Raw genomic sequence first — 17,493 nt, 5'->3', positions numbered from 1 at the left:
TTCAGGGCCCGCCCGTCCACAGGAGGGACGCAGACGGACGGGGCCCCGCTTCCTCAAAGGCACGCGCCCAGTGGCTTCCTAAGAGGGTCCTGCAACCCCTTCCGGCCGCTCGACCTGTCCAAAGGTGGGGGCGGTCGGAAGGGGGGCTTTGGGTGACCTGCCAGGGGCTAGGCTCTGCCCATGGCTGAGGCTTTCGTCAATGACGACGTGCACCACATGGCCTGTGGCGTCTGCCCGTCGCGACGGTTTCCGGTCGGGGGCTTCGACGTGTACGAACGCCCTTCGAAGGAGTGCCCGTTCAACCCGGAGGATGGCCACCGGTACGCCGCGGACGGCACACCGGTATGCGTCCACCCGGAGAGGGTTGGTCTCCCGGTCGGGCGGTACAAGAGCGAGAACGCTCCGCTTGCCATGGCTCTGAAGCTGCCGAACACGGAAGCGGAGCTTGTGCCCTACCTTCGTGATCTGCTGTACGGCGCAGCGCCGGTCTTGCTTGACGATCTCATTGAGCAAGCCACCGCTGAGATCCCCCGTGTGTTCCCCGGCGTGGACGTGCTTGCGACGCTGCGCCGTGCGCTCAGCTAGCCACTAGGCAGCGGCGAAGTCGAACGAGTGCTCCTTGCCGGACCGGCGGAAGCCCGCCTCCTCGTACTTGGCCTCCAGGATGGCCAGCCGGCGGTTCACCTCGTTGTGGTCGAGCCAGTAGCGGAGGTTCGGCTCCCCCCACGCGGCCATGTACGCGGCGTGCGTGTAGTCGCCGGCGGCGTACTCGTGGTGCTCCTTGTCCGTCTGGTGGATGACGGAGATCCCGACGCGCTTGGCGATGCGGTCCAGCAACTGGGGCTGGGCGATCATCGCGTGCATCATCTCGTCCACCGGGACGGAGACCGGGATCTCCGTCATGTCCTCGTCGTTGCCGCCCAGCTCGTAGACGGCAGCCTTGAGGGCCAGGGCGCGGAGCCCTTCGGTGAGGAGCGGACGCTTGTCGGTGTCCAAGTTCCACTGCTCGATGACGGGGAAGCCCGTGAAGCAGGTCCACGCCTCGTCGTACTTGAGGGCGGCAGCCGTGAAGGCGTCGAACTCCGGGTCAGCCTCGATGGCAGCCATGATCTGTCGGGCCCGCGCCGCCACGTCCTCAGCGGCGGGAAGGGCCGGGGTCACGTTGCTCACTGTTGCACTCTCCTAGTCGGTTGCGTGCACTGTCTGGTCGTCCCGGCGCCTGTCGTCAGCACACGGGGTGACGCCGGGACGAACCCACCCCGTGAGGAGTGGGGGCTTGCCCGCCCCTGCCGGACGGTTTCCGTTGCTGTGAGGGAGCACATTTCGGGGTTAGGTCTGGCAGGGGCGGAGTCTGTGGTCACGCTGCCGTGGACACGTCCGCGAAGGGGTCCCAGTCGGCGGCGAAGGCGATGGGCACCGGGAGGCCGGAGAGGGTGAAACCGGTGTATCCGTCGTTGGTGTAGAGGTGAAAAGGGTCCCGCCCCGCCAACGTGGCTATCACGGCGTCATGCAATGACGCGTTGTCGGCCCAGTCCCTGAGCGTCTGGGCCACGTCCGGGCTGTTGGGGTCGGGCTGGACGAGCACGGCATTGCTCGGGGAGGCTCCAAGCCACTTGGTGTCCGGGCCCGGGTCAACGAGCCCGGCCACGTGAAGTGCTTCGCTGCGAAGCCACTGCACGGCCAGACGGGGGGTTGCAGCCCAGCCTTCCCGGAGAGGGAACCTGTTGCGGCCGGCCCATAAGACCACTTCGCAGACGTAGAAGTCGGGGTTCACGCCGTCACCCGCTGGACCTTCGCCGGTTCCAGTTCCTTTCGCAGTTCCTCCGTGGGCAGCAATTCCGCGAAGTCCTCGAAGGTCCTTCTGAAGCATCGGTGACCGGTCGCCTGCATGTGGTCGCGCATCCAGTCATCTACGTCCGCCGCGGAGTCTTCCGTTTCCGACTTGGCGCCGCACAGCTCGACTTCCCCCGACTCGCACACGGCCCTGTACTCCGGTTTGACCTTCGGGTCCTGTCGGGTCGTGTAGTCCTCGAAGCGGAAGATGGACCGGTTCACCTTGTTCCCTTCCGGCTACGGTCGTTGGCTGCCGCAACCTTGGCGCTGAGCGTCCGGGGCTCGTTGTGCGTTTGAGGCATGTGAAGAGGGCACTGGCACGGCGGAAATTCCATGGACCCCGGCGGGATGCAGTCCGCTCCGGCCGTCTCGACCCGAAGGACTTCGTCCTGCCCAAGCTCCTTCATGAGCTGGGAGATGTGTGTGTGCGCCCGACTGGTCACGTGATCAACCACCCGGTGAGGTCCGGCTCCGGCTCCCGGCGTGCCTCGTGGGCCAGCTCGTTGCCCTCCGGCAGCAATCGCCAGAAGCCGTGAGTGCTGATCAACTTCGTCGGGTCATCGGCTACGTCTGGCGCCCCTTCGGCGTGCGCCACATCTCGCGTACTCACGGTGCCCCAGCTCCGTTCGCGTCGTGATCTCGCTTGTGACTACGCAACCGCGTTACGGGCTGTGGCGGTACCGTTGCAGCGGGACCACGGTTTTAAAGCGTTTAAAGCACCCCGGGGCGAAGGGAGTTGACCGCCCGTGACGAAGATCCCGAACGAAGGTCTTCAGCGCCTGTACGTCGAAACGAACTGGACCTTGAGCCAGTTCGCACGCGCCATCAACTTGCTGGCCAGCGAGAATGGCACGCCGCTCAAGTGCAACCCGTCCACGGTCCACCACTGGTTAGGCGGGACGCTCCCGCAGAAGGAGACCGTCCGTCGCTACGTTGTCGAAGCGTTCTGCCGCCGGCTGCAAAGGCCCGTAACGCACCTCGAAGCCGGCTTCCCCCCTCCCGCAGATTCATCCCCAGCTTCCACGGATACCGTGGAAGGGATGATCGAGCTGGGGAGGCAAGACATGGACCCGTCACGGAGGGCCGTTCTCGGCGCGGGCCTCTTCTCCGTGGCGCTGACCATTCCCGGTTGGCAAGACGTGATCGGCCGGGCGGAAGCGGTGCACGCCGGACGCATGTCGCGCATAGGGATGAACGAAGTTGAAATGGTCATTGCCATGACCGAACGGATTTCGGACCTTGATGATCAGTTCGGGGGGCGCCACGCCCGTCCCATGGCCGCAAGTTTCATGGTCAACACCGTGGCTCCGTATCTCCGCGCCGATGCGACGGACGAAGTTCGGAAGGCGATGCTCTCAGCCGCTTCGGACCTTGCCTACCTGACCGGCTACATGGCCGTGGACGAAGGTGTTCACGGTCTCGCCCAGCGGTATTACGTGAAGGCGCTTGAGCTTGCCGGCGCCGCAGATGATCACTTGACGTATTGCACCACTCTGCGAGGCATGAGCGTTCAGGCTGTGGATCTTCGACACGGCACGAAGGCCATGGAACTGGCGGATGCCGCCGCTGCCGCTTCTCCGAAAGCCGGGCCCCGGATGTTCGCCTTCCTTGCAGGGCAGCAAGCCCACGCTGCTGCCCAGACAGGTGACCGGGTGACCGCCCTCCGGAAGATCCGGGAGGCGGAATCTTCGATGGAACGGGCGGAGTCCCGAAGCCGGGCCTTCGGCTCGTACGACCCATCTTCGCTGAACTACCACGTCAGTCAGGTGCGGTACGAACTGGGTGACGTGGCCGGGTCCATCGAAGCGATGCGGCAGTCTGATCAATTGCGCTATGGCGTGTACCGGCGGGCTCGTGTCCGCCATCGGGCAACTCTGGCGGAGCGTCAGCTTGAGCTTGGCCACCTTGAAGCGGCGTGCGCCACCTGGCATACGGCCCTGGATGACTTCCCCATGGTCCAGTCAGGCCGGGCCGATGATCGGATCAAGGCCATGTTCGGACTCATCCGGCCGCATATCAAGAACGCTACAGCTCGGGACCTGTACGAGCGCGCCCGGACCGTGGCCCCGGCTTCACTGGTCGCCTGAACGCAAGAAGCCCCGCCACCCAGAGCAAGGGTGGCGGGGCTCTTCGTCTTCGTCAGGCGGGGGTGCCGCGGGTAAGGAGCTGTGCCTCCTCCGCTTGCACAGCTACCACTAAGCGACTGCCCGACCGTCACCTTCAGCCCAGGTGACCCAGGGCTCTTCGGCCGGTCGAAGCCTGCCGGTCTCCGGGGAGATAACCCACTCATGGATGCCTACCACTCCTCCCGTGGTCAGCCGGTAGGCCACGAGCCGAAACCGGCGGGCCCCCCTTGCTTCGTGCATGACGCGGGCCACCGTGGACCCGTAGACCGCGAGCGCGCGCCCCAGCTCGCTTGCGCTGCGAATGTCGTCCGGCATGGGCGGGAACTCCTGACCGATGGGCAACCACTTCCATCGGTCAGGACCCACACACACGGGACCTTCGGTGATGAACTGTACGGACGGGACTCCTTCTACGTAGGACATGCGAAAACCAACCCCCTGATGGTTCGCTATGCGACGACTCGCACAACCATTCGACCCTACAGCGAGCCACTGACATATGCCCCTGTGTTATGCCACAAGATCATCTTGGTTCCGTAACAGGGTGAACCGGGGCAAAAAGAAAGCCCCGCCGAAGCGGGGCTATACCGGGTCACCCTACTCACGTGAGTAGGGCAACGTCCGGAAGTCGGGCCGGTGTTCCCACCTATCGGAGGTCCCGGAAGGTGAGACTCACCAGCGCGACGGAGGGTTGTACGCCGGGCGCGGACGGGCCGTGGCTGCCGTGCGGAAAGCCCCCAGCTCAGGGGCCGTGACGCGCTCGCTCGCTTCCACGAGCCAGAGACCCAGCTCCCGGGCCTGGGCCGGGGTGAGCTTGGCCCGGTCACCCGGCACAGCAAGGGAGACGGAGCCCTTCTCCTTGTCGTTGTGCCAGACGAGTACGCGGCCGGCTTCGGCGGTCATGGTGGCCTTCGTCTCGCGAACGGTCTGCATGGTCATGCGGTCCTCTTCCTGGGGTCGGTGGTACTGGGTGAAGGGGGAGCGTCCGGTCAGGCCGGGCACAGGGCGCCCTTGCGGGTGAGCCGGGCAGCCATGGCGGCAGTCAGCTCGTCCGCCTCTTCCGGGGTCTGGGCGGTGGCCTTGATCCAGCGCTTGCCGAAGCTCTTCAGGCCCTTGGAGCGGGCTTCCCGTACGGCCTTCGCGGTGGTGTCCATGTCCGCGGCAAGCTCTTCGTCCGCGCCGTTGCCGTAGAACGGGGCCGGGTGAATGCCGAAGGTGGCGCGCAGTACGTACGCCTGCCGTTCGCCCATCACGTCCAGCACGCCATGCACGAGCGCCTTCTTCACCCGGGCCTCTTCGCGGGCCACGTCGCTCGCCGTGATCAAGTCCTCCGGCACTCCGTAGGTGGACGTTCCCGGCTCCCAGGGCTCGTCATCCGTGGAGCCCGGCGCCGGGGCGTCCAGCGAGTCAGCGCCCTGATAGGCGAGACGGGCAGCGTGGGCCCGGTCCGCGCTCAGCCGGCGACCGGCAGGCGGAACGGTCTGGGCCAACTTCTCGGCAAGGAACGGGTCACCGCCCGCGCGGTCCAGCATGGACAGGAACGTTTTTGCAGCGTCTCCGTCCACGCCCTGATTCCGTTCCGTGCGGGTGGCGCCCAGGAGCGTGGTCTCCACGGTGGTGTACGCGAAGCCCAGGAAGTCCGGGTTCATGTTCTCGTCAAAACGAGCGAGCGCTTCCCAGACGGCAATGCGTCCCTGCTGGGTGAACTCGTCAAAGTAGTCATCGTGGCGGGGACCACTCTCCGCCATCCGCCGGGCCGCCTTACGGGCGAGCACGGCTATGCGGGACTCCGTAGCTTCGATGACCGCCGTGGTCGCTTCAAGGTCTGCATTCTGGGCGGCGCGGACGGTCGAAAGTGCAAGTGCGCTGGACACGGGTGGGCTCTCCTTGGCTTGGCTCACCCGTGGTCTGGTGAGCCGATTGCCCGGAGAGGGCCGAACCGTCGTGCAGCGCGTCTGACCTGCGCTTACGCCTGTTTATGGGTGCACGAAGCCCATGGCTGTCTGTAAAAGGGCACGGCGAATCAAGCCCCCTGCCGGGGGTGCTTGACGCGGGGCTTGATCAAGGCCGTACGTCTGTGGTCGGAGCCGGCGAGCGGTGCGGGCCCGCCGGTGGTTTCAAGGAGTTAGAGCCGCGTCACGAACGCAGAGTTGTGGAGTCCGCACGGGCCGTGACCCGGGTTCATCCCGCAGGATGAGCGCGAGACCGGACCGTGATCGGTTCTTAAATGGGTTGCGGGAACAGGGCCCTACTCGCGCGAGTAGGGCGGCACGACGAAGCCCCGCCTGCCGCCGGATGGGGTCCGGGGAGACGGGGCCTGGGTCGGTCAGTAGTCCGCGCCGTACAGGCTGCCCCAGGAGCGTCCGCCGATTTCGGCTTCGGCCACGATGGGCACCCCGAACAGGTCGAAGGTCATTGCCTTCTCTACCGCGCGGGCAACGTCCCGGGCGTCTTCACGCGGTGCGGAAAGGAGCGCTTCGTCATGAATTGGGAGCTTGAGCATGTCCAGGAGCCCGGCTTCTTCGATGTTCAGCAGGGCCTGACCCAGGCAGTCCCGCGCGGCTGACTGGCACTGGTAATTCACCACGGCGTACGTGCGGTCACGGTCCAGCGGGAGCCGGCGACCGGTGGCGGACACGGTGACCATGCCGGACTCGAAGGCTTCGCGCTGCCACCGGGCGGACGCTCGCTTGATCTCCGGGTACAGCCGGTCATACTCCGCGAAGGCCCGGCGCATGGCCTCTTCGCTCGCGCCTGTCTGCCGTGCTGCCGTGCGGACGCCTCCGCCGTAGACCTTCGAGAAGCCCGCACCCTTGAAGACCTTGCGGTCCTTCTCCGTGGCGCCTTCGCCCTTGACGAGCCGGGCCGTGAACCAGTGGATGTCTTCCCCGCGGAGGAAGCCTTCTGTCATGCGGGTGACCCCGGCGAGACCGGCAAGGACCCGCATCTCAATGGCGCTGAAGTCCACGCTGATCATGACGTGACCGGGGTCCGCGAGCAGGGCCCGGCGGATCATCTGGTCTGAGCTGGGCAGGGTCTGAAGCGCCGGCCGGGTCACAGACATGCGGCCCGTCCGGGCCTGCATGGAGTTGATGAACGGGTGCACGCGGCCCCCGGCGTCCATCACTTCAAGGAAGGTGTCCGCGTAGGTACTCCGCCACTTGCCCGCCCTCTTCGATCGGATCACGGCTTCCGCGAGCGGGTTGGGAGTCCGGACGTGAAGGCGCTCCCCTTGAAGGGACAGGTCCGCGAGCGCGGAGAGAACGGCCTTGTCCACCTTCACGGCGCCGGATGCGGTGCGCTCGCCCAGGTGCTCACCCATGCCCGTGAGGGCTTCGGCTATCTGCCGGGGTGCGTTGACGTTCTCGACTCCGTACCGGCGGGCCACACCCGCGAAGTGGTGCTCTTCGGCAGTCAGGGACGCACTCAGTTCCCGTACGTAGTCCTGATCAAGGACCATGCCCGCCCGCTGCATGGTCGTGGTGATGCGGGCTAGCTCGTGCTCGTACTGGACGAGCGTGGGCCGTACGCCCAGGCGGGCAAGCTCCCGGCTGAGTACCGGGTCCAGCCGGGCCGTGTAGATCACGTCCAGTCCGGCGTACAACGCGAAGGTGGGGTTGCTGAGCGGAATGGCTGCCCAGCCGGTGGCCTTCGTCAGGCCCAGGCTTCGGAAGACCTGGGTCAAGTCGCCCTGGGTGTCCGGGGCGGAGGGGTCCACCCAGTACGCGGACAGGGGCTTGAGCCCGGTCCCGATGCCACCTTCCTGGGGTTGCCGCGGGTCCAGAAGCCCGGCCTTCAAGCGGGTGTCCGTAGTGCGCGGGGCGAGCGATTCGAGCGGCACCCCGGCGTGCCTGTCCAGTACGGCCCAGTCGAACGGGGCGTTGTGGATCAGGAAGCGGGGCACCCGGCGGAGGGCAGCGCGAGCGGCGGACTGGAATGCGGGCCCGCGCTCCCAGGGAATCACCCAGGCTGTGAAAGCGTCCCCGAACTGGACCGTGCGGAGCCGGTAGCCGGGGCTGTAGATGTTCAATCCGGTCGTCTCAGTGTCCAGAGCGATCGGGCCGCGCCGTTCGGCTTCGGTGAGCCACGCCCGGAAGGCGTCAAGGTCTGCGCGGGTCTGCGGTACGTGGACGGTCACCGGGTCGCCGGCGACTTCGTGGCGGTAGGTCTCCACGGTCGGTCTCCCCCCAGATACGACGAAGAGCCCGCCCAGACATGCCGGGCAGGCTCTTCGGGTGTGCGGTTGTCAGTGCTGAAGTAGGTGCTGGAACGCAGCAAGCGCCTGGGCGGGAAGGACCCCGTTGCCGATGGCGCGGAGCTGGGCCTTGCGGTTCAGGCCGGGTACGTCGGTGACCCAGCCGGACGGAAGGCCCATCAGCCACTCAGTCCATGCCGGGGTGAGCCGGATGCCTCCGCGCGGTCCCCGCTCCGTGGGAGCCGGGGCCGGTCGTCCGGTCAGGACTTCCCATCGGCGGACGGTGGGAAGGAACTCTCCCCACCATGCGGCAGGCGAGTAACGAGCGTCCGAAGGTTCGGACCGCCCTGGGTGCTCTTCGAGCCTCCCGGCCCCCCGGCTCCGTCCGATGCTGTGGGAGTAGGGAAGAAGACGAGCACCACCGGCAGGACCGGCGTCCCGGTGTTCACCTCCTCCGCGGGCTTCGAAGGCCACTTCTTCTCGTGCGCCTGCCCCTTCAGGTGTGGCGACGCAGAACCAGCGGTCGCGGTGGTGCGGGGCTCCAATTTCTGAAGCGCGGAAGCTGCACCATTTCGCGTCGTACCCGCTCGCGGCCAATCCCCCGAGAACTTCCGGGAGTCCGCGGCGCCGGATTGCCGCGACGTTTTCCAGGTAGACGACTCGTGGTCGAAGTGTGCGAATGGATTTGAGGACGTCGAACCAGATTCCTGATCGTTCGTCGGCTAGCCCCCTCCTTCTACCGGCGTTGGATATCCCCTGGCAGGGGAACCCGGCCGTGATGATGTCTACTTCTCCTTGCAGTGCCTCCCAGTTGATTTCCGTGATGTCCCCGAGGTTCGGGGCGTCCGGGTAGCGGGCGGCAAGAATCAGTGAGGCGTGCGGGTCGCTCTCCGCCACGTAGCGGATGCGCTCTCCAGTCAGGGCTTCCACGGCTAGGCCCAGGCCCCCGTACCCGGCGCACAACTCCAAAATGGGCATGACGAGCGCGCCCCCTGTCGGTCGTGAGGTCAGCCCGCGAAGATGCCGGGGCCGGTCGGTGCCGGAGCGTCGCCGGCTGGACGGACGCCTACGAGCGCCACGCCCCGGTTGGTCTTCTTGCGGATCACTCCGCGCTCTTCCATGGCTCCGAAGAAGGCGCGTCGGGTCCAGCGCTCCTTGAGCGGCAGGTTCTCCGCTTCGCACCAGTCGAGATACGCCGTGAAGGCGTCCGCGCCGGGCATCTGGGCCGTGTCGTCCCGGTCAAGGACGCCAGGGAAGAACCCGGCCAACGCGTCGCTCGTCTCGCGGTACTCCCGGGTGGCATCCGCGATGACGGGCGGGTCCTGAAGGCCGGAGGCGTGCCACTCCATGGCGCCCTTGACCGCCCAGGCGGCAATGCCCTCCGCCTCCGCGGTGAGCTTCTGGTCTAGGTAGGGGTCACGCTCGTGCGGAGCGAAGTACCGCGTGAAGGGGATCATGCGAACCCGTCGCCAGAGACCTTCGTCCTGGCCCCTGAAGCGGGGCTTGTGATTCGTGGAAAGGACGATAAGGAAGCTGGGCTTGAATTCGAAAAACTCTTGCCGCATGAACCGGGCGGTCATCACGTCCTTGCCGGACGCACGCTTGAGGATCGCCTCCGACATGGGCTTGCCGCTCTCGCCTTCGCTCGCCATGACGAGCCGGCTCCCGCGGAGCTGGGCAATGTCGTTGGGGATTCCGCCGCTGGGCTTCTCCTCGAAGGTGCTGAAGGCCGTGGTTCGCGTGATGCTGCGGAACACCGTGGTCAACGTGTCCGTGGCAACGCTCTTCCCGTTGGCGCCCTTGCCCCACAGGACAACGAAGCACTGTTCTTGAACGCTGCCGGTGATGCCGTAGCCCACGAGCCGGCGGAAGTAGTCCGCCAACTCCGGGCTCCCTGGGAATACTTCGAGAAGGAAGGACAGCCACCGCGGGCACTCGGCTTCGGGCCGGTAGTCGATGTCCAGCCCGTACGTCAGCAAGTCCCCCTTGCTGTGCGGCTTCAGATCCCCGGACCGTAGGTCCACGGTGCCGTTGGCGAAGGTCAGAAGGTGCGGGTGCGCGTCGAAGGCGGAGGCGTCCACGTGGACGGACGGGACCGCGCGAAGCTCCCGTATCAGGGAGTCGATGTGTCGTGTCTGGGTGAAGCCCAGGGCCACCTTCTTGAGGGCGGCACCGGGGTCTTCCTTCGGGTCTCCGCCCGCTTCCGCGTGCTCCGCGCTGATCTCCGCGGCTGCCACGGTGAGGGCGGCCCCCATGTAGTGGATGGCCTGACGAACGCGGGTGTCGCTCCGCTCCCAGACCTTCCCGTTCCACATGTAGAAACCCAGCCCCGGCGCGTGCTTGATCGTTCCCCGCAGGAAGGCGACCAATGCGTGTGCGTTGAGCACGTCGGACGAGCCGTAGCGCTCCGCGAAGTCCCGCATGAGCTGGACGGCACGGGCGCCTTCGTCGGAGTCCGGTACGAGTGCCCCGGTCTCTCCGTCCACGAGCGCGCTGCCGGCGGGTCGGACTGGGCGGGCCGCCTTGACCGCGCGGTGAAGGGCTGTGGGGAAGGCGTTCGGGTCATCCTCGCGCCACCGGGTCAGGTCGTGCCCGGCCGTGGGGATGTCGAGTGCGAACACGTCCACGCCGTGGGCGGCAAGGCCCTCCGCCAGACGCTGGGTGAAGCCCAGCCCGGCCGGGTCGTGGTCACCGGCAACGATGACCTGCGAGCCCCGAAGTCCCTCCGCCAACTCCCGGATCAGGTCCGGGTTCCCGGCCAGACTCGCGCCCCGCACGGCCACAGTGTCGTAGCCCACGGCCACGGCAGTGAGCGCGTCGCCGGGGCCCTCCGTGACGATGGCGACTCCGTACCCGCCTCCGCCGCGAAACACGCCGTACTGAGCCCAGCGGGCCCCTTCGGGGTTCATCAAGGACAGCCACCGCCCGGGGCACTGCCCGGTGAGGTCCCGGCCCTGAAGCCCGCGGGCCACGCCGGTGAAGTCGCGGAGCGGGACGGTAAGCCGCGGGAACGCGAGGAAGGACCGGGAGCGGTAGGGGAAGCCGGTGATGAACTCCCCGTTGTCCACTCCAAGCCCGTACTCCTGGGCGCCGGCAAGGTCGATGCCGAAGCGCCCCGCGGCGTACTGGGCAGCGCGAGCGGCGGCTTCGTCGTCCCGCTTCTGGAGTAGGAAAGCGGACTCGTCCACGTACCGGGCGAGCGCTGCCGTGTACTCCGGGCCCACGAGCTGGGGGCGCGCGGACGAGACGGTCAGGCCCTCCCCGGCAGCGTCGAACAGGTCCACCCAACGGAGACCGGCAGCCGTGATCACCTCTTCTGTGCGGCAGCCGGCGCGGCACGTGATGCGGACCTTGTGGTCATCGCCCCGCCAGATCCGAAGGGACGGGCGGGAGTCGCCGTGCCCGGGGCACAGGGCGAGATAGCCCCCGTCCGCCTCTTCGGTCACCTGGGAGAAGCGCGAGAGAACGTCAGAGAAAAGCATGAGGGAACCTCCTTCTTCTCTCGGCTTCTAGTGCGTGGATTGCCTGCCCTACGGGGCCGTGCGGAGGTCTGCCACGAGCCGGGTGAAGTGCTCAAGGTCCGTGGTCAGGTACCACCGGGCGGAGGCGAGACCGCGCACCGCCGGGACGAAGGCGTACCGCTCGCGCATCTGGGTCGTGGTTACGCCCAGGGCAAGGCGGGCCCGTGTCCAGGTGCGCACGCCGAAGTGGACCTTGCCCTTGCCGACTCCCGCCCGGCGGAGCTTGTGCACCACCACGCCGTACGGGAACCCGGCGTGATCGGCTTCAACGTGGGCCTGACGAAGCCACGCAGGAACGGCCAGCGCCTTCACGTCCTTGCACTCCAGAACGAAGGGTGCGGCGTGCACATCACCCACGTCCCGCGCGCCTTCCTGGGCGGCCCGGCGAACGTTGAGAGCAGAGAAGATGTCAACGAACTTCCCCGTCTCGTCCACGAGCCCCAGGGCCTTGTTCATGTAGTCGCGAACCGCAGACTCCCAGGCGGTCCCCTTGGCCTTCGACGGGTTAGCCACGGCGGCCCCCGAAGCAAGCCCCGACGAAGAAGCCCGCGTTGAACACGAGCCACCCGACAAGCACGGCCGTTGCTGTATCCATTGGTCCCCCCGTGTCCCTACTCGCGCGAGTAGGGCGTATGACGAAGGGCCGGACAGCATCCCAGCGGATACCGTCCGGCCCTTCTCGTGCTGTTACTGGTCTCGCTCGCCCGTCACGTCCGGCAGGCACAGCCGCGCGTGCTCCGTGGAGATCCACTCCTTCCGGAGCCGCTTCCGCGGTACGAACCCGGATTCGGTCCCGGTCGGCTGGACGCGGAGCATCGGGCGAAGGATGCCGTCCACCTTGCGGACCGTGACCCGGTCAATGATCGCGTCGGCCATCCTGACGCGGTTCCCCTGCCGGGCGCCGTAGGTGATCAGGTCCCCGCGGTACAGCGGGTTTCCCGCATAGTCGGAGACCGTCCCGCGCTTACCCATAGACGTGCTCCTCTTCGTCCACGCCGAACCGTCGCCGGCGCTCACTGATCACGTGCCGAATCTCGCCCGGCTTCCACTCCCACAGCGGCGCCTTCAGGGCCGGGTCCGGCAGGGAACGAAGGAGCGTCAGGAACTCCCCGCTCCCTGCCGGTGCTGCAAGGAATGAGCCGGGCAGAAAGCCGGTCAACGGTCTTCCGCCACAGCGTCGTTGTACGAGCCGATCACCTCAATGACCGGCTTACGGAAGTCCACCTTGACCCCCGCCTTGTTCACGTAGCTGACGTGCTCAAGGGTGAACTTGCACAGGGCCTCACCCTCCACGTCGTCAAGGGCGTCCTTGACTTCGTGGATCACCTCCGCGAGCGACCACGCGGACGCGATGAACCGGCCCTTGCCAAGCTCGTAGTCATGGGCCAGACGGAAGGTGATGTTGATGGCCGGTGCCGGACCGATGCCCTGACGCGCGAGCTCCTTGCGCTCCGTCATGAGCTTCGGGCAGCCGCACGGCTCCCCCTTGCGCTCCGGCGGGGACAGGAAGGCCACCCCGTCGCACTCGTGGATGGGACCGGTACGGCCCCAGAGAATGAGCTTGTCCTCAATGGCGCGGCTGCCGTCGATGACGACTTCCACCGTGTCCGCATCGGTGAGGACGTGAAGGTTCTGTTCCTTCGTCGGGTCGTACTCCTCCGCGCTGCCGCCCAGGAGCTGGGCCACCGCGTCAGCAACGGTCGGATCGCCGGTGGTGACCCGCCACTTCGCGAGGCTGACCGGCTTCTTGTTCACGACCATGCCGGACCGGAACGAGAAGGTGTGATCGTTGCTGAAGTCGTTCTCCGGCTTCGGCTTCGGCTTCGCGTCCGGGTCGGTAGCGAAAATCTGAAGTCCCACGTTGTCCCCCTGGGGTTGGTTGATCAGGGGGAAGGGCGGGGCTCGTGGCCAGCCGCTCCGTCCCCCTTCACCCGGGGTCTGGGGCGTCGATTGCCCACAGGCTGGGGACAACAGAAAGCCCCCGGCAGCCGAAGCCACCGGGGGCGGTACTGCAAGGGCCTGGGCTACTTGGCCCGGCGCTGGGTGCCCGTGACGAGCTGCCCGGCCGCCTTCGCAATGGCGCGGCCCAGCACGGTCTTCGAGACCTCCCGGTCCCAGGTGAAGACCTCACGGAGACGGAGGAAGGTGGCGAACACGTCGGCGGAGTCGATGCGGACGGGCTTGAACTCCCACGTCTCGTCCGTGATGTGCAGGACACAGGCCCCGTCGAAGTCGGGCATGGGCTCACTCGTTCCGTCCGGCCCGATGATGCGGTCTGCGTGCGCGTACGCGGACATCTGAAGGGCCACGTCCGGGTAGGTGGCCTTCGATGTCTTCCAGTCCGCAATGACCGTGTGCCGCTCGCCGGAGCGGTCCGGAGTGGGCTTCCCCTCTTCGTCCAGCCACACGTTCAAGATGGCGTCGAAGCTGCCGGCGTAGCCGTGCTCGTCCGACCACGCGATGTCTTCGGCGCGGACGAGTTCGGGGTTGACCGCCTCAAGGAACTCAAGGAAGTGCTTGCGGTAGGGCTCAAGGTCCGGGTGGACCCTGCCCACGTGCTCACCGCGGATCAGCCGCTCAAAGAGGTCATGGGCGTCACTGCCCAGGTCAGCGCGCGCCTTCGTGTACCTGCGGGCCGCCCCCTTGAGGTAGTCAACGGCTCCCTGCCGGTCCCGCTCCGCCATCTGCTGGACGAAGGGCAGGGAGTCAACGGCAAGCTCCGCCACCATCCGGGCGTTCCAGAACGCGAGGAAGGGCTTCGGCAACATGCTGATGACGGAGGTGACGCCGGGGACCTTCAGGTCAGGCTTGTCCGGGTCGAAGTAGAAGCGGGTGCCGCTTCGGGTGATGGTGCGAATCTGGGCCATGGGCCGGGCCCCCCTGGGCTCGTGGTGGATGGTTCACCACGGGTCTGGGGAGTGGATTGCCTCGGCAGTGACGAAGTGGCGAAGTGACGCCCGGTGCCGGTTGAAGCCCTATGTACTGGTGTTGGTTGCTCCATGGGTGGAACAGAGAAAGAACCCTGTTCCGTCACTTCGTCACCACCGCCGGCCACGACGAAGCCCCGCCGGTCCGCTGGGGTCCGACGGGGCTTCGCGTAGGGGTGGAGCGGGGCGTCAGAGGCTGTCCGCGAGCCTCTGCGCTTCCTCTGCAATCTCCCCCAGCCGGGCCTTCGCCTTGCGCTTCTGGGCAGCCGTGAGGGCTCCCACGTTCTTCTCTGTCTTCGTCAGCTCGTGACTCATGGAGTCGAAGTAGCTCGTCACCCGGGCCAACGGCGTGAGCCGGGCTTCCTGTTCGTCGCTCAGCTTGTTGCCCGCAGCCTGAAGGACCTTGCGCTCCCGGTACTCCCGGTCAAGCTCCGTCTTGCCCTTCCGCGGGAGGGTCACTCCGGCCTTCGTGTACTCCTTGTAAATCTCCTCCGTCAGGCTGGGGGCCTGACCGTCCTTCGCCTTCGCCTTCGCCTTCTCGTAGCGGGTGGCCACGCCGGGGAACACGTCACGGGCCAGTTCAAGGGCGTCGTCCCCCTCCGACGTGTCGAAGGCCCGCAGCCACTCCACAAGCACGTCAGAGTTCCGGTTGTAGGCCGCCTTCTTCAGGCTGTCCAGCGACGCGAAGCGCTCTTCGTCCTCCGGGGAAATCTTCTTCTCCACCCGGTCGTAAATCTCCCGCGCCTGCCGCTGAGCCGGGCCGCCGGAGGCGAGAAGATCCGGGAGACCGGTCTTCGGGTGAGGCGTGCGAATCCGCATCTTCAATTGAGCGTGCGACACCTCCCGCCCCAGGTTGCGGAGTTCGATGCCCAGGACCAAACCCTTCTCGACCTGGGCGGCACTCTCGGCAATCAGGGCTTCCGTCTCCGCGTCCCACAGCGCCGGGGTCTGGTCGGGGTCGGTGGCCTTCTCAGGGGTGCTTGCCACGGGGTCCTTCTTCCTTCAGCTCGTGCCGACGCTGGGCATCAGGCGCCCCCTCCGCTCGGCTTTTCGAGAAGGAAGGTACACCCAACCGGCCCAGCGAAAAGGCCAGTTCTCCCTACTCGCGCGAGTAGGGCCAGAAAATGACTGAAGCCCCCCACCCGGTGAAGGGTGAGGGGCTGAAAGTCAGCGGTACTGAACGAGTGTGTCCGCGGAACAGTGCAGATCAGCAAGGGTGCCGACGTTGGCAACGGTGAGATCCGCCGGGTAGTCGTCAAGCGCGGTCTCGCTTACGTGAGCCGCGTTGGCTCCCAGCGCCGGCGCCTGGGGCCTGATCACCCGGACGAGCGTGAAGCCCCGGCTCTTCAGGGCCTCACACTCGTTGACGTGCCGCACGTCGGTGACGACAACCGGCAGGTTCCACACGTCGGCAACGGCAACCTTGTCCATGGCGAGCGCCACCCAGAAATTCGGGTCGTGCTTGCGCACGGCCTGACCCATGCGCTGAAGCGTGCGCCGGATCTCCGGGCTTCGGCGCTTGGCCTCTTCCCAGCCCCAGCGGTTTACCACGTCGGTAAGGCGGACCGGGACCGGGCCGAACCCGGCGGGCTCGTACTTGACCACGGGGTCAATGCGGAGCGCCATCTCCTTGAGCGGGTCCGCGAAGGCCACCCGCGTGTAGGCCCACGAGCGGACGAGCCGGCGGCCCACGGCGTCCTTGCCCGACCCGGCCCGGCCCATGAGTGCGATGTGTCGGTACGTCATCCCAGTCCCCTTCGGCGAAGTGTTCTCGCCGGGGGTCTGGGGTGCCGATTGCCTACGGTCGGTACTGGCCCGTGTAGGCGCCCAGGGTCTTGCCATTCTCCACCCGCTGGACTGCCTCACCGGTACCGAGCACGGCCGCGACCACACCCAGGATGAGCGCGGACGGCAGCGACGGTACGAAGTGCGCGGTGAGCGCGAGTGCAGCGACCACTACGGCGTAGATGCGGGCCGGGTGCGTCTTAACGAACTCCATGATGTTCCCCCTGTTGGTTGCTGTGTGTGATGGTGTGCGCCGCGTCGTGGGCCAGCTCGTCCACGCGCGAGCGCTGAGCGGTACGGGCGGTGACGGTCAGACCTTCGGGACGCGGAGCTTGTCCCAGCTCGTCTTGCCGGGCCACCCGTCCGCGTCGGAGCCGGAGTAGCCCAACTTGCGCTGCCACTTCGCGTAGGACCGGCGGTCAGCATCCGTCCAGCGCGGGCCCGGTCCCTCCGCATAGGCGGAGCACCCCTCAGCCACGAGCCGGCGGCCCATGGCGGTGACGAGCGCGCTGTTCGGGTTGCTCTTGAACCACGCGGCTCCCGGGAACTGGGCAAAGCCCTGGGGCTCCGGGTCCGGCTTCGAGCCTCCGGGCTCAAGGGCTCCGGACTTCACGAGCGCGTACAGGGCCGGGCCGGGACAGTCGGTGGCGTACCCGTCGCGGTGACCGCGGATCTCGTCTCCGGCGCCGTGGGCCCGCAGGTAGGCAATCGCGTCCTTGATCCCCTGAACCTGTGCGTCGGTCGGCTTCGTGTGGCCGGAGCTACCGACGAACGCGACCACGGCGAAGTGGTCCCTGTTCAAAGCCGTGTTGCCGTTGGCCGCGTTCTGCGCGTTCAGGCCCCGGCCCTCGAAGACAACGCCGTGTTCGCAGACGCCGAAGTTGTAGGCGAAGTCGGCCCAACCATTGCCGTCCATGTGGTCGCGCTGGATCTTGCGCATGTACGGCGCACAGGTGCTGTGGTCGCCGGCCGTGTACGGGCTGCCCAGGTAGTGAACCTTGACGCCCCGGTTCCGGGCTACCGCCGTGTGCCCGTTGTCGGGCGTGCGTGCACCCCACTGGGCGCGCGTCACGAGCTGCATTCATCCCCCTCAGATGCGAAGCCCC

The 17,493-nt window shown here is 67.0% G+C and carries 19 protein-coding genes and 1 pseudogene; 2 read left to right on the top strand and 18 right to left on the bottom strand.

What is annotated here, in order from left to right; all coding sequences use genetic code 11:
* The first annotated feature begins 180 nt into the window (after nt 1-180).
* Nucleotides 181-585, top strand: a complete 405-nt coding sequence (locus OG247_RS23500; protein ID WP_327254109.1) for a hypothetical protein — start codon at nt 181-183, stop codon at nt 583-585.
* A gap of 3 nt (nt 586-588) precedes the next feature.
* On the opposite strand, the gene OG247_RS23495 is transcribed toward OG247_RS23500, so the two are convergent.
* The 4 genes from OG247_RS23495 to OG247_RS23480 form a co-directional block, all read right to left on the bottom strand.
* Nucleotides 589-1,170: a hypothetical protein gene (locus OG247_RS23495; RefSeq protein ID WP_327254108.1), complete on the bottom strand. Its 582-nt coding sequence runs from the start codon at nt 1,168-1,170 to the stop codon at nt 589-591.
* A gap of 187 nt (nt 1,171-1,357) precedes the next feature.
* Complete coding sequence (locus tag OG247_RS23490; RefSeq protein ID WP_327254107.1) at nt 1,358-1,648, bottom strand: hypothetical protein; 291 nt, start codon at nt 1,646-1,648, stop codon at nt 1,358-1,360.
* Between the two features lie 122 nt (nt 1,649-1,770).
* Nucleotides 1,771-2,055 carry a DUF7848 domain-containing protein gene (locus OG247_RS23485; RefSeq protein ID WP_327254106.1) on the bottom strand — a complete coding sequence of 95 codons (285 nt, stop codon included), beginning with the start codon at nt 2,053-2,055 and terminating at the stop codon, nt 1,771-1,773.
* A gap of 217 nt (nt 2,056-2,272) precedes the next feature.
* Nucleotides 2,273-2,443 carry a hypothetical protein gene (locus OG247_RS23480; protein ID WP_327254105.1) on the bottom strand — a complete coding sequence of 57 codons (171 nt, stop codon included), beginning with the start codon at nt 2,441-2,443 and terminating at the stop codon, nt 2,273-2,275.
* Nucleotides 2,444-2,579: 136 nt separating this feature from the next.
* On the opposite strand from OG247_RS23480, the gene OG247_RS23475 reads away from it, so the two are divergent.
* Nucleotides 2,580-3,920: a tetratricopeptide repeat protein gene (locus OG247_RS23475; protein WP_327254104.1), complete on the top strand. Its 1,341-nt coding sequence runs from the start codon at nt 2,580-2,582 to the stop codon at nt 3,918-3,920.
* A 711-nt stretch (nt 3,921-4,631) separates the two neighbouring features.
* On the opposite strand, the gene OG247_RS23470 is transcribed toward OG247_RS23475, so the two are convergent.
* The 14 genes and pseudogenes from OG247_RS23470 to OG247_RS23405 all read right to left on the bottom strand — a co-directional run bounded on the left by OG247_RS23470 (nt 4,632) and on the right by OG247_RS23405 (nt 17,468).
* The gene (locus OG247_RS23470; RefSeq protein WP_327254103.1) at nt 4,632-4,898 is read right to left on the bottom strand and encodes a hypothetical protein; all 267 of its coding nucleotides are present in this window, start codon (nt 4,896-4,898) and stop codon (nt 4,632-4,634) included.
* A 50-nt stretch (nt 4,899-4,948) separates the two neighbouring features.
* Entirely contained in the window at nt 4,949-5,833 is an 885-nt protein-coding gene (locus OG247_RS23465; protein WP_327254102.1) for a hypothetical protein, read from the bottom strand.
* A 452-nt stretch (nt 5,834-6,285) separates the two neighbouring features.
* Nucleotides 6,286-8,133, bottom strand: coding sequence for a DNA polymerase (locus OG247_RS23460; RefSeq protein ID WP_327254101.1), 1,848 nt, complete (start codon nt 8,131-8,133; stop codon nt 6,286-6,288).
* 72 nt (nt 8,134-8,205) lie between these two features.
* Entirely contained in the window at nt 8,206-8,334 is a 129-nt protein-coding gene (locus OG247_RS23455) for a hypothetical protein (RefSeq protein WP_327257830.1), read from the bottom strand.
* A gap of 324 nt (nt 8,335-8,658) precedes the next feature.
* A pseudogene (locus OG247_RS23450) lies at nt 8,659-9,132 on the bottom strand (DNA cytosine methyltransferase); the annotation flags it as partial.
* A 29-nt stretch (nt 9,133-9,161) separates the two neighbouring features.
* The gene (locus tag OG247_RS23445) at nt 9,162-11,636 is read right to left on the bottom strand and encodes a phage/plasmid primase, P4 family (RefSeq protein WP_327254100.1); all 2,475 of its coding nucleotides are present in this window, start codon (nt 11,634-11,636) and stop codon (nt 9,162-9,164) included.
* A gap of 48 nt (nt 11,637-11,684) precedes the next feature.
* A complete protein-coding gene (locus tag OG247_RS23440) occupies nt 11,685-12,188 on the bottom strand; it encodes a hypothetical protein (protein ID WP_327254099.1) in 504 nt (167 codons plus the stop codon).
* Between the two features lie 174 nt (nt 12,189-12,362).
* Complete coding sequence (locus OG247_RS23435) at nt 12,363-12,647, bottom strand: hypothetical protein (protein ID WP_327254098.1); 285 nt, start codon at nt 12,645-12,647, stop codon at nt 12,363-12,365.
* 183 nt (nt 12,648-12,830) lie between these two features.
* Nucleotides 12,831-13,535: a hypothetical protein gene (locus tag OG247_RS23430; RefSeq protein WP_327254097.1), complete on the bottom strand. Its 705-nt coding sequence runs from the start codon at nt 13,533-13,535 to the stop codon at nt 12,831-12,833.
* A 164-nt stretch (nt 13,536-13,699) separates the two neighbouring features.
* Entirely contained in the window at nt 13,700-14,542 is an 843-nt protein-coding gene (locus OG247_RS23425; RefSeq protein WP_327254096.1) for a hypothetical protein, read from the bottom strand.
* 249 nt (nt 14,543-14,791) lie between these two features.
* Nucleotides 14,792-15,589 (bottom strand): hypothetical protein, encoded by a 798-nt coding sequence (locus tag OG247_RS23420; protein WP_327254095.1) that lies wholly within the window; start codon nt 15,587-15,589, stop codon nt 14,792-14,794.
* 180 nt (nt 15,590-15,769) lie between these two features.
* Complete coding sequence (locus tag OG247_RS23415) at nt 15,770-16,348, bottom strand: deoxynucleotide monophosphate kinase family protein (RefSeq protein WP_327254094.1); 579 nt, start codon at nt 16,346-16,348, stop codon at nt 15,770-15,772.
* Between the two features lie 52 nt (nt 16,349-16,400).
* Nucleotides 16,401-16,601, bottom strand: a complete 201-nt coding sequence (locus OG247_RS23410) for a hypothetical protein (protein ID WP_327254093.1) — start codon at nt 16,599-16,601, stop codon at nt 16,401-16,403.
* A gap of 96 nt (nt 16,602-16,697) precedes the next feature.
* A complete protein-coding gene (locus OG247_RS23405) occupies nt 16,698-17,468 on the bottom strand; it encodes a peptidoglycan-binding protein (protein ID WP_327254092.1) in 771 nt (256 codons plus the stop codon).
* Nucleotides 17,469-17,493: the final 25 nt, after the last annotated feature.

The organism is Streptomyces sp. NBC_01244, from assembly GCF_035987325.1.
In the GTDB taxonomy this organism is placed as follows: Bacteria; Actinomycetota; Actinomycetes; order Streptomycetales; family Streptomycetaceae; genus Streptomyces.
This window is presented reverse-complemented; position numbering and strand designations above follow the sequence as displayed.